Annotated in this window: 20 protein-coding genes; 14 read left to right on the top strand and 6 right to left on the bottom strand. The window is 40.7% G+C overall.

All coding sequences use genetic code 11. The features are described 5' to 3' along the window. Nucleotides 1-55 precede the first annotated feature (55 nt). The gene (locus VK159_RS00300) at nucleotides 56-925 is read left to right on the top strand and encodes an OmpA family protein (protein ID WP_324228156.1); all 870 of its coding nucleotides are present in this window, start codon (nucleotides 56-58) and stop codon (nucleotides 923-925) included. A gap of 71 nt (nucleotides 926-996) precedes the next feature. Here VK159_RS00300 and VK159_RS00295 read toward each other — a convergent pair whose 3' ends face one another. Continuing rightward, entirely contained in the window at nucleotides 997-2,535 is a 1,539-nt protein-coding gene (locus VK159_RS00295) for a choice-of-anchor I family protein (RefSeq protein ID WP_324228155.1), read from the bottom strand. Nucleotides 2,536-2,707: 172 nt separating this feature from the next. Between VK159_RS00295 and VK159_RS00290 the strand changes: the two genes are divergently transcribed. From VK159_RS00290 to VK159_RS00250, 9 genes are all read left to right on the top strand, one after another. Then, nucleotides 2,708-3,274 carry an ORF6N domain-containing protein gene (locus VK159_RS00290; RefSeq protein ID WP_324228154.1) on the top strand — a complete coding sequence of 189 codons (567 nt, stop codon included), beginning with the start codon at nucleotides 2,708-2,710 and terminating at the stop codon, nucleotides 3,272-3,274. Between the two features lie 315 nt (nucleotides 3,275-3,589). Next, nucleotides 3,590-5,035 (top strand): Fe-S cluster assembly protein SufB, encoded by a 1,446-nt coding sequence (gene sufB / locus VK159_RS00285; RefSeq protein WP_324228153.1) that lies wholly within the window; start codon nucleotides 3,590-3,592, stop codon nucleotides 5,033-5,035. Nucleotides 5,036-5,067: 32 nt separating this feature from the next. Beyond that, complete coding sequence (gene sufC, locus VK159_RS00280) at nucleotides 5,068-5,832, top strand: Fe-S cluster assembly ATPase SufC (RefSeq protein WP_324228152.1); 765 nt, start codon at nucleotides 5,068-5,070, stop codon at nucleotides 5,830-5,832. Nucleotides 5,833-5,909: 77 nt separating this feature from the next. Next, nucleotides 5,910-7,217 (top strand): Fe-S cluster assembly protein SufD, encoded by a 1,308-nt coding sequence (sufD, locus tag VK159_RS00275; protein WP_324228151.1) that lies wholly within the window; start codon nucleotides 5,910-5,912, stop codon nucleotides 7,215-7,217. A gap of 50 nt (nucleotides 7,218-7,267) precedes the next feature. Next, entirely contained in the window at nucleotides 7,268-8,509 is a 1,242-nt protein-coding gene (locus tag VK159_RS00270; protein WP_324228150.1) for a cysteine desulfurase, read from the top strand. Then, nucleotides 8,506-8,949: a SufE family protein gene (locus VK159_RS00265; protein WP_324228149.1), complete on the top strand. Its 444-nt coding sequence runs from the start codon at nucleotides 8,506-8,508 to the stop codon at nucleotides 8,947-8,949. The genes VK159_RS00270 and VK159_RS00265 overlap by 4 nt, the downstream gene beginning before the upstream one ends. Beyond that, nucleotides 8,949-9,266 carry a DUF59 domain-containing protein gene (locus VK159_RS00260; protein ID WP_324228148.1) on the top strand — a complete coding sequence of 106 codons (318 nt, stop codon included), beginning with the start codon at nucleotides 8,949-8,951 and terminating at the stop codon, nucleotides 9,264-9,266. Before VK159_RS00265 ends, VK159_RS00260 begins: the two co-directional genes overlap by 1 nt. Nucleotides 9,267-9,364: 98 nt before the next feature. Next, a complete protein-coding gene (locus VK159_RS00255) occupies nucleotides 9,365-9,916 on the top strand; it encodes a BrxA/BrxB family bacilliredoxin (RefSeq protein WP_324228147.1) in 552 nt (183 codons plus the stop codon). Between the two features lie 10 nt (nucleotides 9,917-9,926). Then, complete coding sequence (locus VK159_RS00250; protein WP_324228146.1) at nucleotides 9,927-10,403, top strand: Rrf2 family transcriptional regulator; 477 nt, start codon at nucleotides 9,927-9,929, stop codon at nucleotides 10,401-10,403. A gap of 52 nt (nucleotides 10,404-10,455) precedes the next feature. Here the strand turns inward: VK159_RS00250 and mtaB are convergent, their stop codons facing one another. Then, complete coding sequence (gene mtaB / locus VK159_RS00245; protein WP_324228145.1) at nucleotides 10,456-11,841, bottom strand: tRNA (N(6)-L-threonylcarbamoyladenosine(37)-C(2))-methylthiotransferase MtaB; 1,386 nt, start codon at nucleotides 11,839-11,841, stop codon at nucleotides 10,456-10,458. Nucleotides 11,842-11,875: 34 nt separating this feature from the next. On the opposite strand from mtaB, the gene VK159_RS00240 reads away from it, so the two are divergent. From VK159_RS00240 to priA, 4 genes are all read left to right on the top strand, one after another. Beyond that, nucleotides 11,876-14,725: a DEAD/DEAH box helicase gene (locus VK159_RS00240; protein WP_324228144.1), complete on the top strand. Its 2,850-nt coding sequence runs from the start codon at nucleotides 11,876-11,878 to the stop codon at nucleotides 14,723-14,725. A 229-nt stretch (nucleotides 14,726-14,954) separates the two neighbouring features. Then, nucleotides 14,955-15,413 carry a DUF4258 domain-containing protein gene (locus tag VK159_RS00235; protein ID WP_324228143.1) on the top strand — a complete coding sequence of 153 codons (459 nt, stop codon included), beginning with the start codon at nucleotides 14,955-14,957 and terminating at the stop codon, nucleotides 15,411-15,413. Between the two features lie 65 nt (nucleotides 15,414-15,478). Continuing rightward, entirely contained in the window at nucleotides 15,479-16,258 is a 780-nt protein-coding gene (locus tag VK159_RS00230; RefSeq protein ID WP_324228142.1) for a lysophospholipid acyltransferase family protein, read from the top strand. A gap of 45 nt (nucleotides 16,259-16,303) precedes the next feature. Continuing rightward, on the top strand, nucleotides 16,304-18,820 hold the full coding sequence (gene priA / locus VK159_RS00225; protein ID WP_324228141.1) for a replication restart helicase PriA: 2,517 nt from the start codon (nucleotides 16,304-16,306) through the stop codon (nucleotides 18,818-18,820). A gap of 45 nt (nucleotides 18,821-18,865) precedes the next feature. Here priA and VK159_RS00220 read toward each other — a convergent pair whose 3' ends face one another. The 4 genes from VK159_RS00220 to VK159_RS00205 all read right to left on the bottom strand — a co-directional run bounded on the left by VK159_RS00220 (nucleotide 18,866) and on the right by VK159_RS00205 (nucleotide 21,408). After that, the gene (locus VK159_RS00220; protein ID WP_324228140.1) at nucleotides 18,866-19,387 is read right to left on the bottom strand and encodes a M23 family metallopeptidase; all 522 of its coding nucleotides are present in this window, start codon (nucleotides 19,385-19,387) and stop codon (nucleotides 18,866-18,868) included. A 479-nt stretch (nucleotides 19,388-19,866) separates the two neighbouring features. Continuing rightward, nucleotides 19,867-20,280 carry an RNA-binding protein gene (locus VK159_RS00215; protein ID WP_324228139.1) on the bottom strand — a complete coding sequence of 138 codons (414 nt, stop codon included), beginning with the start codon at nucleotides 20,278-20,280 and terminating at the stop codon, nucleotides 19,867-19,869. Nucleotides 20,281-20,562: 282 nt separating this feature from the next. Next, nucleotides 20,563-21,009, bottom strand: a complete 447-nt coding sequence (locus tag VK159_RS00210) for a tail fiber domain-containing protein (protein WP_324228138.1) — start codon at nucleotides 21,007-21,009, stop codon at nucleotides 20,563-20,565. Nucleotides 21,010-21,099: 90 nt separating this feature from the next. Further along, entirely contained in the window at nucleotides 21,100-21,408 is a 309-nt protein-coding gene (locus VK159_RS00205) for a hypothetical protein (RefSeq protein ID WP_324228137.1), read from the bottom strand. Between the last annotated feature and the right edge of the window lie 26 nt (nucleotides 21,409-21,434).

Here is a 21,434-nt window from a genome sequence, read left to right as displayed (position 1 = left end):
TTACGTCTGCATGCCCGAAAAGCATCTGCATTAATCATTTATTAAAAAGAATGTTATGAAACTGAATTACCTGGTTGCAGTTATCTGCGCCGCACTATTATTTACATCTTGTGTTAGCAGTAAGAAGTTTAAAAAATCGCAGGCCGACTATGCACAACTGCAAACCCGTTATGTAACGCTTGAGGGAACATTGGCTGATTGTAATAACCAGAAAGCCGGACTGGAGCGGGAAAAAGCAGATCTCAACAAACGCATTACCGATCTCAACAAAGAAATTGAAAACATCAAGCAGAATTATACACAGGCTGTAATGCAATTAGAAAATCTGTCGGTAATCTCCAAACAACAGGCCGAAAGCATCAAACAATCGTTACAGAATATTGGTGCAAAAGATGCATACATTCAAACCTTGCAACAACAAATGGCTTATAAAGATTCGCTCAATATGGTTTTAGTGATGAACTTAAAAGGAGCCATCGGCAATATTGAAGACGAAGACATTAACATTAAAGTAGATAAAGGAGTAGTGTACATAGATATCTCCGACAAATTATTATTCAAGAGTGGTAGCTATGATGTAACAGATCGGGCAAAAGAAGTATTAGGTAAAGTTGCATTGGTATTAAAGAATCAACCCGATATTGAATTTATGGTGGAAGGACATACCGATAACGTTCCTTTCCGTGGTAATGCATCATTGATCGACAATTGGGATTTAAGTGTAAAACGTGCAACTGCTATTGTTCGTTTATTGCAGAAACAATATGGTTTAGATCCGGCGAAGATGGCAGCTGCCGGTCGTGGTGAATATCACCCAGTGGGGACTAATGATACAAAAGAAGGAAAGGCATTGAACAGGAGAACAAGAATTGTGATTCTTCCACAATTAGATCAGTTCTTTAAATTATTAGAGCCGCAGAAATAATAATCAATCAGTATAAATAGAAAAGGCCACGTTAACGTGGCCTTTTCATATACATAAAGCAAATGCTTTTATCAGTTTGTAGAGTACACTTTGATAAAACCATCCGTTTCACTACTGGCAATAAATAAACTTTTACCATTTGGGCTTTTATCGGCTGATACAAATAACACACCTTCAGGTCCAACACCTGTATTGAGCCATTGACTGAACACCGGTTTAGTTGGGTTTGTAATATCGTAGATCATTACGGCATTGGCTCTTTCCAAACCAACAAACAAAAGGCTCTTGTTTCCAACACGACCTGTGGTAATGCCTTCCGGTTCGCAACCTTTATCATCACTACGGCCATCAGGATATTTGCCGAGTTCAGCAGCTTTGGTATCGATCTGGTTTTTGCTATCGTAAACCAATTGACCTGTTAAACCATTCCAGATGCTGAACGAACGTGCACCATAAGAATACAGTTCATCATAATCACCATCACCATCAGTATCGCCCAATGTAGTGGTGATATTTAAGCGACCCAACTGTGCATTTGTTTTTAAGGCTGCTGCATTTGGGAAAGCAACAGGGTCGAGAATAACTGAAGCATGATTTACTCTTCTTTGTTCAACAGGCGTCAAACCTGCATATTCTCTTGCGTCGCCTTCGTTTGCTGAATAAACAAACGGCACACCGTTGTGACTGTTTACTGCAATTGCATCTGGCAAATACATTCCTTTTACTGGCCACGCACCAAAGTTGATGCCACCATCCTGATCACTTGGATCAATTGTATTCATCGGGTTGTTATAATCCTTAAACCCTAATGGAAAAATATCCGTAATGGTTTTTGTAGTGAGATCAATTTTAGCAATACCATTGTTCTCTTGTAGTGTAACCCATGCAGTGTTGCTGTTGGTTGATACAGCAATGTATTCAGGTTCTACATCCTGTTCAAAACTTGCATTTTTACCAAACAAACGAAAACCCTTTGTTTTTAATTCAGCTGCTCTTGATGCAAACATGCTGAAGTCAAGCGTTGTGGCTGCATAATTATTATTTACATCAATAATCGAAATTGTGCCCAGCGGGTCAATGGTATAGGTATCATTTGGCTCACCTTCGTTTGCTGTAAGAATAAAATTTCCATTAGGTGTAAAGGTGATCATATCCGGTAATGCACCAACGGTTACAACGGCAGTAGCATCATGCGTTGTTGTATTAAACACAACCACTTTACCGTTATTTGTTTTAGGGATTGCTTCAATTGCTGCTGCAAGTTTACCATTGCTCACACTCACACTATTTACCAATCCGCCATAGATCGCAATATTGATGTTGCCAGTAATTACTGGTGATGCTGGGTTACTCAGATCAACAACTTCAATACGGTTATTACCTGCGCTGTTGTTTACCACGAACAATTTTTTTGTTTCAGGATCGAACGTGCTGATCTCGGCAGCACCTGTTCCGCCGCCAATAGCCAGACTGCTTATTTCTGAAAAGCTGGGTGACTCCTGGCGTGCGGCAAAGCCATTATTCTGTTTCGAATTTTCTTGTTCTGTGCTGAGCTTTTTACAGGCATTCAGTAATACAATGCTGCTGATGAGTAAAAGGGGTTTTCTCATTTTGTAAGTTTATTAGTTGAGCGACAATGGTAGCGGGAGATTGTTAAGGGAATATGACGGAAAGGTTATGAAAAGATGAAGGAAGGCTATAATGAAGATCTGATATTTTGCAGGCGCTTGTTTGCAAAGCATAATTTTTCCTGCTATTTTGGTTTTCCAAAAACACCTGCTTATGCAAATCATCAGAAGTATTCAAAACCGTATTTATGAAATCAGGGGAGAACGGGTGATGTTAGATTTTGACCTGGCAGCCCTTTATGATGTTCCTACAAAAGTCCTTAATCAGTCCGTAAAGCGGAATATTGCAAGATTTCCCAAAGATTTTATGTTTCAACTGACTGTTGAGGATTATGAATCCATTCGTTTTCAGGTAGAAACACTGGAGGGATCTAATTCTTCAAGGTCACAAATTGTGACCTTGAAAACTGGCCGTGGGCATAACAGGAAATATATGCCTTATGCTTTTACAGAGCAAGGGATAGCTATGCTAAGCGGTATCCTAAGTAGTGACAAAGCCATTCAAATGAATATCGCTATCATGCGGGCATTTGTTGAAATCAGGAGAATTTTATTGAAAGAATGTGATCTTAAAGAACAGCTGAAAGAAATCAGGGAACGAATAGGTGAACATGATGTGCAACTCAACCAGATTTACGATGCTATGGAAAACCTGCTTGATGAAAAAGCGGCGGAACGGAAGTGGGATGAGCGGGAGAGGATCGGCTTCAGGAAAAAATAATGGCTGATACAAATATTCTGCTTACGGGCTGCCGGATTGCAGCGGCACCGCAGCGTAGCGGAGGTACAGCGAAAAGCCGGAACCGCAGCCGCCCAAAGATTCATAGTCCACAGCCCCAACTCCTGATTCCCAATCACCAATTCCCCAAAACTTCAGGCCGGCCCAGCCCCAACTTCCCCACATCCATTCCCCAAATTGCCAAATTTTCCGCTTTTCGAACATTATCTATACTTTTTCGTATAGATTAATCTGTACTTTTGTGTATAGATAGTAATTGTTCAAGATTTTAGGTAAACAGATTAAACAAAGCGAATCATGAGTGAGATGCTCAATACACTGGAGCAAACGGCCCTGAGTGAGTACAAATATGGTTGGGTAACCGACATTGAAGCCGACGAGGCGCCTCCCGGACTAAGCGAAGACATTGTGCGTTTCATCAGCGCCAAAAAGAACGAACCCGAGTGGATGCTGGAGTGGCGACTCAAAGCCTACCGTCATTGGTTAAAAATGACCGAGCCGGAATGGGCGAATGTGAAATACCCGAAGGTTGATTACAATTCCATTAAATATTACAGCGCTCCCAAGCAAAAGAAAACGCTCAACAGTTTAGACGAAGTAGATCCTGAGTTACGAGCTACGTTTGAAAAGTTGGGTATTTCGCTCGATGAACAAAAGCGTTTGAGCAATGTGGCGGTGGATGCGGTGATTGATTCCGTTTCCATTGCAACCACCTTTAAAAAAGAACTGGCTGAGCTCGGCATTATTTTCTGCAGCATGAGCGAAGCGGTGCAGGAACATCCGGAACTCATCAAAAAATGGTTGGGTTCGGTTGTGCCGATGACTGATAATTATTTCTCTGCATTAAACAGTGCGGTATTCAGCGATGGTAGTTTCTGTTACATTCCAAAAGGAGTGAAAAGCCCGATGGAGTTAAGCACTTACTTCCGTATCAATGCAGAAAACACCGGACAGTTTGAGCGTACATTGATCGTTGCAGAAGAAGGCAGCTATGTAAGTTACCTCGAAGGTTGTACAGCTCCCATGCGTGATGAAAATCAATTGCATGCTGCTGTTGTTGAAATTGTAGCACTCGATAATGCAGAAGTAAAATATTCAACCGTACAAAACTGGTACCCTGGCGATAAAGATGGCAAGGGTGGTATCTTCAACTTCGTTACAAAGCGTGGTATTTGTGCAGGTGTAAATTCAAAGATCAGTTGGACACAGGTTGAAACCGGTTCTGCTGTTACATGGAAATATCCATCTGTTATATTAAAAGGCGATAACAGCCAAGGTGAATTTTATTCTGTTGCTGTTACTAATAATCATCAGCAAGCCGATACCGGTACCAAGATGATGCACATTGGTAAGAACACGAGAAGTCGTATTGTATCGAAAGGTATTTCTGCCGGCTTTAGTCAAAACTCCTATCGTGGTTTGGTGCAGGTTGGTAAGAACGCCACCAATGCAAGAAACTTCTCGCAGTGTGATAGTTTGTTACTTGGTGATAAATGCGGCGCACACACGTTCCCTTACATTGAAGTAAAGAACAGCACTGCACAGGTAGAGCATGAAGCCACTACTTCTAAAATTGGGGAAGACCAGATCTTCTATTGTAACCAACGTGGTTTAGATACGGAGACTGCAGTTGCATTGATCATTAATGGTTTTGCTAAAGAAGTAATGAATCAACTGCCGATGGAGTTTGCTGTGGAAGCACAGAAACTGTTGGCGATCTCATTGGAAGGAAGTGTTGGTTAATCAAATTTTCAAATTCACAATTTTCAAAGTATATGTTATCAATCAAAAATTTACAGGCAAGGATTGAAGAGAAGGAAATCTTAAAAGGTATCAACCTCGATATTAAACCCGGCGAAGTACATGCCATCATGGGACCAAACGGAAGTGGTAAATCAACCTTGGCTTCTGTATTGGCAGGTCGTGCTGATTACGAAGTAACGGACGGTAGTGTTGAGTTCTTAGGAAAAGATCTGTTAGAACTTTCTCCTGAAGATCGTGCACGTGAAGGTGTGTTCCTTGCATTTCAATACCCGATTGAAATTCCCGGTGTAAGCACCACCAACTTTGTAAAAACAGCGGTGAATGAAATTCGCAAGTATCGTGGTCAGGAACCAATGGATGCAGTTGCGTTCTTAAAGTTGATGAAAGAAAGAATGAAGCTTGTGAATATTGACCAGGCTTTATTAAGCCGTTCATTGAACGAAGGTTTCAGTGGTGGTGAAAAGAAACGTAACGAAATTTTCCAGATGGCAATGCTTGAACCAAAGCTTGCTATACTTGATGAAACAGATAGTGGTTTGGATATTGATGCCCTGCGTATTGTTGCAGAAGGCGTGAACAAACTCAAATCAAAAGACAACGCCACATTGGTGATTACGCACTATCAGCGTTTGCTCGATTATATCGTTCCTGATTATGTACATATCCTCTACAAAGGACGTATTGTAAAAACAGGCGGTAAAGAATTAGCACTTGAACTGGAAGAAAAAGGATACGATTTCATTAAAGAAGAATTGGGAGAAGAAGTAGAAGCGTAAGTTAACCACAGAGACACAAAGACTCAGAGAAAATTCTCTGTGAACTCCGTGCCTCCGTGGTAAAAAACAAAAACAAGATGTCAGAATTAAAAGAATTAATACAAGATAAGCTCAGCAAAGAATCGTTCAGTGGCAATGGTTCATTAAAAGCGTTGAGTCAAAAAGGATTGGAGCTGTTCAATGAGCAGGGCATTCCTACGGTGAAGCACGAAGAGTGGAAGTACACACGCATCAGTGCAGTACTTAACAAAGATTTTTCTTATGCAGAAGGTGCAACAGCAATCACTGCAAAGGATGTGGAAGAGTTTCGTTTGCCCGGTCACGAAGCGGCCAATGAATTGGTATTTGTAAACGGTATTTATCATGCTGAACTTTCGAACATCCGCTCATCTGTTGATGAATTGGTAATTCTTCCTTTAGCCGAGGCGGTGAAAGGCGAATACAAATCAATTGTTGATGGCAATCTTGGTCATAGTGCCGGTTATCATAAAGATGGGATCAATGCCTTGAACAATGCGTTTGCTTACCAGGGCTTGTTTATTTCTATAAAGAAAAATAAATCAGTAGAGCATCCATTGTATTGCTATTATATCAACGATGCAAGAACAGTGAATGTATTATCGCAACCACGTACATTGATTCATGTGGCGGTGAATGCAGAAGTAAAGATCGTTGAAGAAGAAGTGACCATCGGTACAAGTGATTCATTCATCAACAAGATCTCTGAAATTGTAGTTGAAGAAAATGCACAGGTACATTTATATAAAATTCAGAACGAAGACAGCCACAGCAGTTGTGTGAAAACAACACATGTGCGCCAGGTGGGAGTAAGCAAGGTGAATTCCGTAACCATTACACTCAATGGTGGTGTTATACGTAACAATCTCAACTTTATTTTAGAAGCGCCGGGTTGCGAAAGCAATATGTATGGTTTGTATTGTGTGAAAGGCGATACGCATGTAGATAATCATACCATCGTTGATAACAAGATGCCTAACAGTTTAAGCAATGAACTGTACAAAGGCATTATTGATGAAAATGCAACGGCGGTATTCAATGGTAAGATTTTTGTACGTCAGGATGCACAAAAAACGAATGCTTATCAAAGCAATAAGAATATTTTATTGAGTGATACTGCGACTGTGAACACTAAACCACAGCTGGAAATTTTTGCAGATGATGTAAAATGTTCACATGGTTGTACCATCGGCAGACTGGATGATGAAGCATTGTTTTATCTGCAGTCAAGAGGTATTGGTGATAAAGCTGCTAAAGCTTTATTGCTTCATGCATTCGCCATTGAGGTTTTGGAGAAGATTGAACTGGAGCCGATCCGTCAGTACGTCGATCAGATCATTTCTGAGCGTTTGGATTTTGAAATATAATCATCAGCGGGTAAACCACCCTTGGGGTGACTCACCCAAATAAGAAACATATGTCAACAACAGCTTTACATATTGCGTTTGATGTAGATCAGGTAAGAAGGCACTTTCCGATTTTGAAGCGTGAGGTAAAAGGAAAGCCTTTGGTTTATTTTGATAATGCAGCCACTACACAGAAACCTGTTGAGGTGATTGATGCGTTAACAAGCTACTATCAATATTTTAATGCAAATATCCACCGTGGTATTCATTCGCTGGCTGAAGAAGCAACTGCTGCTTACGAAGCAACAAGAGATACGGTGCAGCAATTCATCAACGCCAAGCAGCGTGAAGAAATTATTTTCACACGAGGTGTAACCGAAAGCATCAATCTCGTTGCATACACATGGGCACGTACAAATCTGAAAGCTGGTGACGAGATCATCATCAGCGGTATGGAGCATCACAGCAATATTGTTCCCTGGCAGTTGATCACTGAAATGACAGGTGCAAAACTGAAAGTGATTCCTGTTGATAATAATGGTGAACTGATGATGGATGAATTTCATAAACTGCTGAACGAAAAAGTGAAGCTGGTTTCTGTGGTGCATGCATCAAATTCATTAGGCACCATCAATCCTGTAAAAGAAATTATTGATGCTGCACATAAGGTTGGAGCAATTGTAATGCTGGATGGCGCTCAATCAACTGTTCATTTGGATATTGATGTTCAGGAACTCGATTGCGATTTTTTCGCCATCAGTTCACACAAAGTGTATGGTCCCACAGGTATCGGTGTGTTGTATGGTAAAAGAGCGTTGCTAGAAGCCATGCCGCCATTCATGGGTGGTGGTGAAATGATCAAAGACGTAACGTTTGAAAAAACAACCTGGAACGAATTGCCTTATAAGTTCGAAGCGGGCACACCCAACATTGCAGATACTGTTGCATTAAAAGCAGCGATTGATTTCGTTCAACGCATTGGCAAGAGGCAGATCCGTTTACACGAAGAAGAACTGTTACGATATGCAACGGAAGAATTGCAAAGTATAGATGGTATCCGTTTAATTGGACAGGCAAAGCATAAAGTAAGTGTAGCATCATTTGTAGTGGAAGGTGTTCATCCGCAGGACTTAGGTATTCTGTTGGATAATCAAGGTGTAGCAGTACGTACCGGTCACCATTGTACACAGCCCTTGATGAACCGCTTTGGTATTCCCGGTACCACAAGAGCAAGTTTTGCGATGTACAATACCAAAGATGAAATTGATGTGATGATTGCAGGGTTACATAAAGCAATTAAGTTATTAAGATGAGTGAAGTGAAATCGATAGCAGAAATAGAAGAAGAAATAGTTGATGATTTTTCTCTGTTCGATACATGGGATGAAAAGTATGAATACATCATCGACATGGGAAAGAAGTTGAAACCATTGGAAGACGAGCATAAGAAAGACGAGAATAAAATAAAAGGTTGCCAGAGCACTGTATGGATGGTGAGTGAGTTGAAAGATGGGAAAGTGGTCTACCGTGCAGAAAGTGATGCAGTAATTGTAAAAGGGTTGGTGAGTTTGCTCATTCGTGTGTTGAGCGGACATGCACCGAAAGAGATCATTGATGCAAAACTTGATTTTATTGATAAGATCGGTATGAAGCAACACCTGGCGCAGACAAGAAGTAATGGTTTGCTGAGCATGGTGAAACAAATGAAATTAGATGCAACAGTTTATTTAGCACAACAAGCAAGTAAGAACTGATGAGTTTAAACAAAGAAGATATCAAAGAAAAGATCATCGAGAAACTGCAAACGGTATTCGATCCCGAGTTGCCGGTGAATATTTATGATCTTGGACTGATTTATAATATAGATGTGAATGATAAGGGATATGCAAATATCACGATGACATTAACCGCACCAAGTTGTCCGGCAGCACAATCATTACCTGTGGAAGTAGATCAAAAGACAAGAGAAGTGGAAGGAGTGACTGACGCAAATGTGATGATCACCTGGACGCCAAAGTGGGAGAAGAGTATGATGAGCGAAGTGGCGGCACTTGAATTAGGATTTATGTAATGACTTACTCCTGCCTGAAGGCAAGAGAATAAAAAATAACAATCACCCATAGATTTCATCTGCGCAAATCAGTGAAATCTGTGAGAAAAATTTAGAATATGGCAATGATCTCTTTAGATAGTTTAATGGGTAACCAAGGTCCCAGCTATCCAGAACAAATAGCTGCACCTTACCGAAAGGAATTGGTAGATGCCGGCTTTGAACAAATGATGACGGTGGAAGAGGTAGAGAAAGTACTGGCAGGTAATCCCGAAAAAACAATATTGGTTGTGTTGAACAGCGTATGCGGTTGCAGTGCAAGAGTGAGTCGCCCTGGTGCCTTGCTGAGTTTCTTTAATCATGTAGTGCCGGATATAAAAGCAACACTTTTTGCAGGGATGGAAAAAGAAGCGGTTGTGCATTTTCGTGAGAAATACCTCAGTGGCGTTACACCTTCTTCACCAAACATCATTTTGTTGAAAGACGGACAGGTGTTGTTACATCTTCAACGTCACCAGATTGAAACAACCGATGCGGGAACCATTGCCGATGCATTGATCACTGCTTACAATGAACATTGCACAAAGCAATCAACCGAAGCAGAACGTGAAGAGTTAAGAGCTTATTTCAAAAATTTATACCAGGTAGATCCATTAGCAACACAAGCATAAACCATCTCACATGAAAATTACTTCATCAGAAGAGTACGGTATCAGGATCCTCATCCGCATTGCATCGGCTAATCCCGTTGAAGGGCTGAGTATTCCGCAGTTGAGTGAAGCAGAGAAGCTGACAGAACCACATGTGGCAAAGATCTGCCGCACGCTGCGAATGGAAGGCTTCATCAACAGTACGCCCGGTTACAAAGGTGGTTATGTGTTGGCGAAACCTGCTGAGCAGATCATCATCAACGATGTGTTGAAAGCATTGGGTGGTATGTTGTTCGATCAACAGTTTTGTGATACACATACAGGCCTCGGACGTTTGTGTACCAACTCGGTTGATTGCAGCACCCGTTCCTTATGGAAAATGATTCAGTACACGCTCGATAATCTTCTCAATAAATTAACGCTGAAAGATTTGATGGTAAATGAAAAGGAAGTGGAGTTGAAACTGGAAGCAATACTGCAGCGTAATGTTGAAGAGTTGTTGAAGTAATAACGAAATCATTATATCAAAAAAGGCTTTCAAATCTGAAAGCCTTTCGCTTTTATATCTTCCAATCCACAATCTCATTCACCCATTCTTTCTTCTCAGGTACAGTGATCTTAATATAGTTATCGGTATAACCTTCCATCATCCCATTCTTACTATGACCCTCAAATAACACAAGTCTTGTTTCACCTGCATGTTGCTGTGTGAAGTATTGCATCTTCATGTAAGAAAGATTGCGGAGTGATTTGTTACGTTCATAACGGGTGGTCATAGGTACCACAGGCCCGAGCGTTAATGCATGTGTATTGTCCCGTTCAGAATAAGTGAATACATGCAGGTACGATACATCGAGTGAGTGCAGGAATTCAAATGTTTCCTGAAAGAGTTCGTCTGTTTCGCCGGGGAAACCAACAATTACATCCACGCCAATACAGCAATGCGGCATCAGTTCTTTAATCAATGCCACACGTTCGGCATAGAGTTCACGCTTATAACGACGGCGCATCATGCCTAAAATTGTATTGCTTCCACTTTGCAAGGGAATATGAAAATGCGGCATGAACTTTTTGCTCCTGCTTACAAATTCAATGATCTCGTTGGTAAGCAGGTTGGGTTCAATGGAAGAGATGCGGTAACGTTCAATACCTTCCACTTCATCCAGTTGCTGAATAAGATCAAAGAAATTTTCTTTACGGTTATAAATGGAAAGCGAACCATTGCCATCAGCACCTTTACCAAAATCACCAAGGTTCACACCCGTCAATACAATTTCTTTACTGCCACCTGCTGCAATTTCTTTGGCGTTGGCAATTACGTTCGCCACATTATCACTTCTGCTTTTACCTCGTGCCTGCGGAATGGTGCAGAACGAACAGGTATAATCGCAACCGTCCTGTACTTTTAAAAACGTACGTGTACGGTCGTTAATGGAATAAGAAGCATTGAAACCACTTACATCCTCAATGTCGCAACTGCTGATCTTTGCACTATCACCTTTCGCCAGTTCTTTAATGTGCGAAACAATATTGAATTTTTCTGCAGCACCCAACACCAGATTAACACCGGGTATTTCTGCAATTTCTTTTGGTTTCAGCTGTGCATAACAACCGGTGATCACCACTAAACTTTCAGGTGACTTGCGTTGAATACGACGAACAAGCTGACGACATTCTTTGTCTGCATTATCCGTAACGGAGCAAGTGTTGATCACATACACATCGGCCAGGTCATCAAACTCTTTTTTCTCAAAACCTTCACTCTCCATCTGACGACTGAGTGTGGATGTTTCGGAGTAGTTGAGTTTACAACCGAGAGTGTGAAATGCGACTGATTTTGCTGCTGCCATGAGGGCTGCAAAGATAACGAAGAATGGAGAAAGGAGCGCAAGGAAGAGTGTGGATAGATTTACCTGCTTGTCAGCTTTTAAAAGGTTGGCAACCATAATGTAACCCCTTATTTTTGCCCCCTTCTTTTCTATGGACAACCGCAATACCAAAACATATTTACTCTTTCAGCCGAAACATCTGTTTACCAAGCGACCGATGCTGGAGATCAGGCAATTGATCAAAACGCCCTCCGGTGTTATGCCGGGTGAGCAACCGCTGAACCGTGCACAGCTAAAAGTTTTCTTTCCCAACTTAAACGATGACGGAATGAAAACGCTGCTGAGTTTTTCAAAATGGGAATGGCAAAAAACAGAAGCTGATATTGTTGGTCAGTCGCAATACATCAAAGATGAAAAGGAACGGGCCTTGATGCAGAAAAAAGTTATGACCCGTAAACTGCAATCGATGATGAGTGCTGTACGACAATTGAATGGCGTTGAATTTTATCATCCCGCAGCACAAACGGTGAAATGTGTTTTTTATAAATATCCTGTTGAACTTGCATTTCATCCTACAACAAACGAAGATCGGTACGAGCTTGAAGTATATGTGGTGAAGGGAAAAGAACGTATGCCGTTAACTGCATTCAAACGTTTTCATTTCTTGTTAGAGGTGGATGCATGTTATTATCAACTCACTTCAAAAAGTCATGATGCCATTGAATGGCTGCAGCAACAGGATGCAACAACGTGGACAACAAACGATCCAACTGCGTTTGAACAGGTACTGAATAAATTAAGAGAATGGGAATTGAAAGTGGATGCATCGATCATTGCAAAAGGTGAAGAGCTTATTGCAGAGCCGCAGCCACAGGTAATGTTGAGTGAACTAAATAATACATTTTTAAAACTCGAACCACGTTTTGTATATGATGGATATGTTGTTGATGGTCCGTTTGAAGAAGTGACCAAGCAACAATCGGCTGATAAAATTATTTCGATCGTCCGTCATAAACTGAAAGAAGAAGAGCTGGTGGAATTTCTTCGTTCACTGCATGAAAAGTTCGCCAATCAAAGCAATGGGTTTTTCTATCTCAATTTTGCAGAAGCGCAAAAGAAAGGTTGGTTTCTGAAAGTATATCACAAATTGCTTGAGTTGAATATCGACCTGCTTGGTATTGATCTGATGAAGCATTTCCGTTACTCACCGCACATTGCAGAAACAGTAATCAGCAAACAGGAAGTGGAAGGTAACTGGATATGTGTAGCAATGACGGTGAAGTTTGGAAAGGAAGCGATACCATTGAACTACCTGCAAAAGAGTTTAATGAACGGACAGAAAGCTGTGATGTTGAAAGATGGTAGTCTTGGTGTGTTGGGTGAAGAATGGTTGAAGCAATACGGCATGATGATCCGTCACGGTAAAGTGCGCAAAGAAGAACTGCTGGTGCCGAAGTGGTTGCTGATGAGTGAAGCAACGGAAGAAGCATCATTAGGCGACGCATCAATTAAAACAGATATCAGTGCGGCGTGGTACAGTAAATGGAAGCAATGGGAAAAACAAGAGGATGCATTGTATGCATTACCCAAAGGATTAACTGTTGAGCAATTGCGACCTTATCAGCAGAAAGGATATGAGTGGTTACGTTTGTTATCCGAAATTGGCGGCAGCGGTTGTTTAGCCGATGATATGGGTTTGGGTAAAACTTTGCAAACGATCGCTTTTCTCTTACATAAAATTGAAGAGCAACCAATGGATCAACACCTCGTGGTTGCTCCTGCAAGTTTGTTATACAACTGGCAAAAGGAATTAGAAAAATTTGCACCCGTTGTAAAGGCTGTTGTGTTTCATGGTGCAGGCAGAGACGAAGAGGAGTTGAAAGATGAAAGCAACCGCATCATCATTACCAGTTACGGTACGTTAAGACAAGATGTTGAGTTGCTGCAAACCATTCCGTGGAATACGGTGGTGGTGGATGAAAGTCAGAATATCAAAAATCCATCTGCGCAAATAACAAAAGCAACATGGCAACTCGTTGCAAAAACAAAAATTGCTTTGAGCGGAACACCGGTGATGAATGGCACTAGCGATCTCTTCAGCCAGATGCATTTTCTGTTACCCGGTTTATTGGGCAGTAACGAATTTTTCAGAAGAGAATATGCCATTCCCATTGAGCAAAAAGGCGATGCAGAAAAAGCTGCTGCATTGCAAAAGTTGATTCGCCCGTTTGTATTGCGCAGAACCAAAGAACAGGCAGCGCCTGATCTTCCTGCTAAAACAGAATCGATTCTTTGGTGCGAAATGGAAACCGATCAACGTGCAGCGTACGAAAGCATCAAAGAAAATGTGCGTGGAAATATTTTAATGGACATCAGTGAAAACGGGTTGAACAAAGGCAAGATGAGTGTGCTGGCAGGATTGACAAAACTTCGTCAGCTCTGCAACAGTTGCGAACTGGTGAATGATGAAGATGTGTTTGCTTACGACAGTATCAAAACAAAAGTGCTCATTGATGAATTAAAAACCATCATACCGCAACACCGTGCATTGGTCTTTAGTCAGTTTACTTCCATGCTTGATCTGCTGGAACGTGATTTGCAAAAAGAAAACATTAAATACATCCGCCTTGATGGACAAACAAAAATTTCAGAACGACAGGAATTGGTTTCAGAATTTCAGCATGCAGAAAGTGATGTAGCGGTATTTCTTTTGAGTTTGAAAGCAGGTAATGCCGGTCTTACATTAACTGCTGCTGACTATGTATTCCTGTTTGATCCGTGGTGGAATACTGCTGTCGAAAACCAGGCCATTGATCGAACACATCGTATCGGTCAGCAATCGCAGGTTTTTGCTTATCGAATGATCTGTAAAGACAGTATTGAAGAAAAGATCATGAAGATGGCCGCAGGTAAAAAGAAATTAGCCGAAGATCTTATCACGGCTGAAGAAGGTTTTGTAAAGAGTTTAACGCTGGATGATATTAAGTATTTGTTAGAGTAAGTCTGAACCATGATTTATAGGATTTTTAGGATTCAGAAGATGTTGTGATGAACTCATTTCGAATTGTATCAATCAGTTTAATTCTGAAACCGCAGTTCATAGAATTTGTAGAGTCGTTCATCAAGGCGTTATCCCTTCCTTGGAGGTAAACGAGCGAAGAGAAGGTTAGGAACATCGTTCGGGGGTGGGTTTCATCAAAAAACAATATTATTGTACAGCAAATACAAAAATGAAAAAATCACTTCCTTATCTCTTACTCATTGTATTACTGCTGGCAGCAGTCATGCTCCGTCGTTGCAACAGTACCGATAACAGCAGCGACAATCAAAAAACAAAAGACCGTACAGAAGATACAAAGCGGGAAGAGGCGAAGACAGATAATCAAAAATCAAATCTTGATGTCTTTCGTGATCCTTCGTCGGAATTTTATTTCACCAAGCATGCACGTTGCAGAATGAAATGCCGGCACATCACACAGGAAGAAGTAAAGGAAATTGTGCAGAAGGCTGATGTGAATTATAAGAAAAGTGAACTGGATGCAGTACAAGGTCCGAAGTATGCGTTGGAAGGGTATACGTCAAGAGACAACCAACATGTCCGTATCATTGTGGCACCGAAGCAACGACATTTAACCATTGTAACAGTGATTGATCTGGATGAGGAATGGGAGTGCCCGAGTTGTAAGTAAGTGATCTGCCGATCATTCGCACAAAGCCAAACAGATGTCTCCTTCGTCGACATGACAATAAATACATGAAAATTTTACTTAAACCACTGCAAATCATCTACGTCATCTATGCCATGATCCTTTTTGTGGTAACGATGTTCATAGTTATTCCCTTTGTGATCATTGCATCTTTCTTTGGAAAGATCAAAGGCGGTAACGCTGTTATGCGCATTGTACATTGGTGGGCCGATGTGTGGTTATTCATGATCGGCATTTTTCATATTCGCATTGTTGAACATGAAATACGTGAACATCAACCTTATATTTTTGTAAGCAATCATAATTCGTACATAGATATACCGCAGATGCTGAAAGCAATCCGCAGTCCATTACGCATTTTGGGCAAAGCAGAAACAGGTAAAATACCACTCTTCGGAATTATTTATAATGCAGCCGTTGTGCCGGTGTTGAGAGGAAGTGCTCAGAACAGGGCGAAAAGTGTAAAGACATTAAAGAGCGTGTTGAGTAAAGAGATCTCTATTTATATTGCTCCAGAAGGAACCTTTAATATGACGGACAAGCCATTAATCGATTTCTATGATGGTGCTTTTCGTTTGGCTATTGAAACGGAAACACCCATCAAGCCGATGTTATTTCTTGATTCGGTTGATCGTTTGCATTGGAGTAGCGTTTTCTCAATGACTCCGGGCAAACTAAGAACTGTTTATCTCGAAGAAATTTCTCCTGAAGGTTATACGCCTTTTGATGTGGAGCAGTTTAAACAAAAAGTATATACGCTGATGGAGAAGAAGTTGATTGAGTATAAGGCAAGCTGGATAAAACCCTCAATTCCTAAAGGGGAGTAAATACAAACTCCGAGTGTTCCCCATCTTCCCTAATTTTATTGGCTCATGAATTTATTTGTTGATGATAGCGATGGTGCAGATAAATCTGCGGAGTTGTTCACCCCTTTAGGGGTTTGGGGCTTGCTTTACGCTGAAGTCATCATACCACTTGCCCTTCCAAAAAACTATACCTGGAGTATTCCTGATCGATTGCAGGAACAAGTGCGTGTAGGTGTGCGTGTGGAAGTGGAGCTGCGGAAAAAACGATACGCAGGTGTGATCAAAACATTACACAATAACAAACCTGCGGCCTTTGATCCCAAGTATATTCTAAATGTGCTGGATGTTGAACCCATTATTCACGACGAACAATTGAAGTTGTGGCAATGGATAGCCGATTATTATTTGTGTACCGAAGGGGAAGTGATGGCCGCTGCATTACCAGCGCATTTTAAACTCAGCAGCGAAACCATTTTGGTTTATAACGAAGAGATCGGGGAAGATTTTACTACACTCGACCATGATGAATATTTAGTGGCAGAAGCATTGTTGATACGTAAAGAATTGAAGTTGCCCGAAGTACAACAGATACTTGATACATCGCATGTATATCCTGTGGTGAAACGATTGATTGAAAAGCGTGTATGCTTTGTGTGGGAATCGCTGAAAGAAACTTATTCTGCTAAGAAAGAAACATTTGTTTTGCTGAATCCGCAATATGATAATGAAGATCAGTTAAGCGAGTTACTCAACAACTGGAGCCGTGCACCCAAACAAATGGAATTATTGCTTAGTTATTTGCATCTCATAAAAACAGAAGGTGAAGTAAGCAAAACAGCTTTATTGAAAAAGAGCGGTGCAAGTGATGCGCAGTTGAAAGGGTTGGTTGAGAAGGATATTTTGTTTTTAGAAAAACGTTCTGTTGATCGTTTGCAAAACCTGCCGAGAAATGTATCGATCGATTTTGAGTTAACTGCTGCACAGCAGAAAGCATTGGATGAAATACGCAATTCGTTTGAAGCGAAACCTGTTTGCCTGCTGCATGGTGTAACCGGCAGCGGTAAAACGTTACTCTATATTAAACTCATTGAAGAGTATATTAAAAAGGGAAAGCAGGTATTGTATCTGTTACCGGAGATTGCACTCACTGCACAGATCATTCGTCGACTGCAAAAACATTTTGGTGGCTACATCGGCATCTATCACAGCAAATTCAATCAGAACGAGCGCATTGAGATCTGGAATAAGATCAAGAGTGGCGAAATGAAAGTGGTGCTTGGTGCAAGAAGTTCCTTGTTTCTTCCCTTTGCTGATCTGGGTTTAATTGTGTGTGATGAAGAGCACGATAGCAGTTACAAACAACAACAACCTGCGCCACGTTACAATTCCCGTGATGCGGCAGTTTATTATGCAACTGTGTTCGGTGCGAAAGTATTGTTAGGTAGCGGCACACCATCTATTGAAACCTATTACAATACACAAACGGAAAAATACAGCCTCGTTGAATTGAATGAACGTTATGGTGAAGGTGAATTACCTGCCATTGAGTTGATCGATACCAAACCACTCTTCAAACAAACCAAAGAGAAAGTAATGATTGCGCCGGCTTTACAAAAAGCAATTGAAGAATCATTGCTGCAAAAGAAACAGGTGATCTTGTTTCAAAACAGGAGAGGGTATACGCCGCACCAGGTTTGTAAAGCCTGCGGCTGGATTCCCAACTGCCGTTACTGTGATGTGAGTTTAACGTATCACAAGTTCAAGAATAAATTGCAGTGCCATTACTGCGGAACAATTTATCCAACCGTTACAACTTGTGAAGCCTGCGGCAGTCATGATTTTATGCAGCAGAATTTTGGTACCGAAAAAGTGGAAGAGCAATTGCAGGAATTAATTCCGCATGCAAAAATTGCAAGGATGGATTATGATACTGTGAGTGGCAAAACAGCACATGATCAGTTGATCCAGAATTTTGAACAGCATCGCATCGATGTGTTGGTAGGTACACAAATGGTGGTGAAGGGATTGGATTTTGAACATGTGAATCTGGTAGGTATTCTCGATGCTGATAGTCTGTTAAGCTTTGCCGACTTTCGTGTGAATGAACGGGGTTTTCAGTTGATGGAACAGGTGAGTGGCAGGGCCGGACGAAAAGATGCACTGGGAAAAGTAATGATACAGGTAGCTAATACCAATCACCCGGTGTTGAAGTACGTGGTAGCGCATGATTACAAATCGTTTTATGCAGAAGAGATCCAAGGCAGGCGACAGTTTTTCTATCCGCCGTTTTCACGCATCATTCAACTTACATTCAGGCATAAGCACAAAGAAGTAGTGGAAGCTGCGGCTCAACTCGTGGCAGAAAATATGAAACCACTGTTTGTAAATTATATGGTTGGCCCGGCAGAACCGGTGGTGAACCGCATCCGCAATCAATACATCATGGAGCTGTTGTTTAAGTTACCGAAAGATGCACAACTTATTCATCAATGCAAAGAGATGATTCTTGCACAGGAAATAAATTTACATAATCATCCGAATTTGAAGAGTGTGGTGATCATACCCGATGTAGATAAGATCTAATACGATCGGGATGCTGTAAGCGGCCTGAACGATAAAAATTGAATCTCAATGTTGAGCCGTATTCAAATAATCAATTGGGTTCAAATAAAACATCTTTTTCCATCCCTGGATGGAATCATCTTTTCTCCAGGGTAATGGTATAATTGATTCAATAGAATAATGAAGATGTGGCGCCTTCCCTTTTGCATTACCTGTTGTGCCAACAGTGCCAATTATTTCTTTGCGATTAGCCCATGCAAGTGTTGAAGTTTTGATTTCTTTCAGGTGTGCATAATAATGTAATCTCCATTTTGGTCCCAGTATCAATATAATATTTCCACCTTTTTTTATTTCTCCTGTGTAAAGAACTAAGCCACCTGTTGAAGAAAGCACATCAGTTCCTTCTTTCGAAAATATGTCAACACCTTTATGTGTTATAGAGCTTCCCCATGGATAAGCCCAGAATGATTGTTGATTATAACTTTGTATGGTTGCGTTTTTAACCGGGTTCACAAACCTTTCGGGTATAAGAAATCCCAAAGCGAGTATAACAGCTGCGCCAAGAATAAATTGTTTAAACAATTTCATGTTGTTAGATAACGGTTGATGCTAAATGATATTTTTTCATCGTATTCTTTTTGCAATCTCTTTGCATTTTTATCATGCTGAGTAAGATCCAAAAGCAAATCCCTCCATTTTAGCGGAGGGACTTGCAGGAATTTTGTTCCATCAATTCGGTAAATGTGTCTCTTGTTTTTTGTTTTTTAATAGGGTTGATGGATCATCGGTTTCACGGATACGAATTCATTTTAGTTTTCAAAGGATTTAAATTTCTGTCAGTTCTTATAGAGTACGGATTTTCTACAGGTATTGGATTCTTAATTACTGATGTAAATCTCTGAATAGTTTTTAATAGTTACTCGGGTACATTTGACCGATTTTTTTGCGGAAAATATCATCGTGGTTTTACGACATATTATTTTTATTCATCAGCCTTATATCAGTACACCTCAAAAAAATCCCTCTGGGAAGAGGGATTGTATCAATTTAGTTTGACTGCGTACAAATTAATAACGTCGGCCACCGCCTCCGCCACCACTATAACCACCGCCGCTTCCGCCGCCATAGCCACCGCCACCACCTGGGCGACCGCCACCATAACCACCGCCGCCACCGGGACGACCACCGCCACCACCGTAGCCACCGCCGCCTCTGTTACCACCACCGCCACCGGGGCGATCTTCAGCCTGCTTCACAACCAATGGTTTTCTGCTGCGTCCGAGAGTAATATCATTGAGCAATTCAATTGCATCTTTGCCATCCTGTTCTTCCTGCATCGTTACAAAACCAAAGCCACGGCTTTTTCCGGTTTCACGATCGATCGATACTTTAGCAGAAACTACTTTGCCAAACTTTTCGAAAATTTCTTCCAATTCGGCATCGTCTACATCATAGGGTAAGCCGGCTACAAATAAATTCATTGTTTTAATTTTTGTAAAGCTAATTAATCTGTTGATTCCGTCCTCAAGATAGTCAGTTTAAGTCATATTTCAGCCTGTTTCAGTTCATTTCAGTCATAGCATTGTCCGTTTTCAGCATCAATTACCGAATTCATAACGAACAATTCATATCAACAGAAAAATACAATTCGGAATTTACGATCGACTGTTTTGATTTTTTCGAAGCGTTCACTTGGCAGGCAGATAAATACATAAAAAAAGCGCAGGTTATAACGCTGCGCTTTTTTTCGTGACGCCTGATGATTAGTGCATAGCTGTTACTTCTTTCTTCTTTTTCAATGCTTCAATTTCTGATTTCAGTTGATCGATCTGTTTTTGTTGTTCAACAATTGAAGCAACCAACACAGGAATCAAACTGGTTTCATTAATGTTTGCAATGCTTGCACTTTTATAATTATTCTTACCCTGCATGTATGATACTCGTTTTTCTTTCACCAGTTCAGGAAAAACTGCTTGAATATTTTCTGATAAGAAACCATACTGCTTACCACTTTGCAGGTTCAGGAATTTGTATTGCTTGGTATTGTATTCAAAACTGATGGGTTTCAGTTGAGAAAGTCTCTCAACCGGGTTGCTGATGCTGGCAACGTTCAGTTTTGTTTGCTCATCGTTAATGGTTTGTGCAATTGTTGCAGTAGAAATAAATAAACCTAATGTAATAAGACCGATATGTTTAATAGAAGTGAACATGAGAATATTATTTAAAAGTTTTGTAATAAGATCAGCGTGCAATATCCGTGAGGATAGTACCACAGATCAGTAAACTGTAGAACGTAATAATTATGCCTGTTCGGGAGGAGGAGTAGGATTCTTAATATTCACCTCTTCAATAAAAGCAGATTTGGAGAATGCAGTTTTATTCTTTCGTCCGTTTGTATCTAAGACGATATTGTTCATTAAAATAGAGTAAGACTGAAAATTTTCCTTTGATTCAGAATCAGTCTTTTCTTCTTTTTGTTCCTGTTCTGTCTTGTTTTCCGGATTGATGGAAAATTCAATATCAGAATACAAATCAGTATACGGAAGTACAACCGAAACACTGTTTAAAGCAAAAAGAAGGATAAAAAATATAGAAAGAAAATACTTCATCAATCGCTAACTATTTTCAATGTGCA

This window comes from Lacibacter sp. (genome assembly GCF_035299325.1).
GTDB lineage: Bacteria > Bacteroidota > Bacteroidia > Chitinophagales > Chitinophagaceae > Lacibacter.
Note: the sequence above shows the minus strand (reverse complement) of the source record. Positions and strands in the feature narration are given on the sequence as shown.

What these genes read in the sequence shown, in the direction of transcription:
- VK159_RS00240 (WP_324228144.1), top strand. Translation starts at nt 11,876, where the DNA reads ATGGACAACCGCAATACCAAAACATATTTACTCTTTCAGCCGAAACAT.
- sufC (WP_324228152.1), top strand. Translation starts at nt 5,068, where the DNA reads ATGTTATCAATCAAAAATTTACAGGCAAGGATTGAAGAGAAGGAAATC.
- VK159_RS00300 (WP_324228156.1), top strand. Translation starts at nt 56, where the DNA reads ATGAAACTGAATTACCTGGTTGCAGTTATCTGCGCCGCACTATTATTT.
- VK159_RS00205 (WP_324228137.1), bottom strand. Translation starts at nt 21,408, where the DNA reads ATGAAGTATTTTCTTTCTATATTTTTTATCCTTCTTTTTGCTTTAAAC.
- VK159_RS00235 (WP_324228143.1), top strand. Translation starts at nt 14,955, where the DNA reads ATGAAAAAATCACTTCCTTATCTCTTACTCATTGTATTACTGCTGGCA.
- VK159_RS00270 (WP_324228150.1), top strand. Translation starts at nt 7,268, where the DNA reads ATGTCAACAACAGCTTTACATATTGCGTTTGATGTAGATCAGGTAAGA.
- sufB (WP_324228153.1), top strand. Translation starts at nt 3,590, where the DNA reads ATGAGTGAGATGCTCAATACACTGGAGCAAACGGCCCTGAGTGAGTAC.
- VK159_RS00230 (WP_324228142.1), top strand. Translation starts at nt 15,479, where the DNA reads ATGAAAATTTTACTTAAACCACTGCAAATCATCTACGTCATCTATGCC.
- VK159_RS00255 (WP_324228147.1), top strand. Translation starts at nt 9,365, where the DNA reads ATGGCAATGATCTCTTTAGATAGTTTAATGGGTAACCAAGGTCCCAGC.
- VK159_RS00220 (WP_324228140.1), bottom strand. Translation starts at nt 19,387, where the DNA reads ATGAAATTGTTTAAACAATTTATTCTTGGCGCAGCTGTTATACTCGCT.
- VK159_RS00210 (WP_324228138.1), bottom strand. Translation starts at nt 21,009, where the DNA reads ATGTTCACTTCTATTAAACATATCGGTCTTATTACATTAGGTTTATTT.
- VK159_RS00265 (WP_324228149.1), top strand. Translation starts at nt 8,506, where the DNA reads ATGAGTGAAGTGAAATCGATAGCAGAAATAGAAGAAGAAATAGTTGAT.
- VK159_RS00215 (WP_324228139.1), bottom strand. Translation starts at nt 20,280, where the DNA reads ATGAATTTATTTGTAGCCGGCTTACCCTATGATGTAGACGATGCCGAA.
- mtaB (WP_324228145.1), bottom strand. Translation starts at nt 11,841, where the DNA reads ATGGTTGCCAACCTTTTAAAAGCTGACAAGCAGGTAAATCTATCCACA.
- VK159_RS00250 (WP_324228146.1), top strand. Translation starts at nt 9,927, where the DNA reads ATGAAAATTACTTCATCAGAAGAGTACGGTATCAGGATCCTCATCCGC.
- VK159_RS00260 (WP_324228148.1), top strand. Translation starts at nt 8,949, where the DNA reads ATGAGTTTAAACAAAGAAGATATCAAAGAAAAGATCATCGAGAAACTG.
- priA (WP_324228141.1), top strand. Translation starts at nt 16,304, where the DNA reads ATGAATTTATTTGTTGATGATAGCGATGGTGCAGATAAATCTGCGGAG.
- VK159_RS00290 (WP_324228154.1), top strand. Translation starts at nt 2,708, where the DNA reads ATGCAAATCATCAGAAGTATTCAAAACCGTATTTATGAAATCAGGGGA.
- sufD (WP_324228151.1), top strand. Translation starts at nt 5,910, where the DNA reads ATGTCAGAATTAAAAGAATTAATACAAGATAAGCTCAGCAAAGAATCG.
- VK159_RS00295 (WP_324228155.1), bottom strand. Translation starts at nt 2,535, where the DNA reads ATGAGAAAACCCCTTTTACTCATCAGCAGCATTGTATTACTGAATGCC.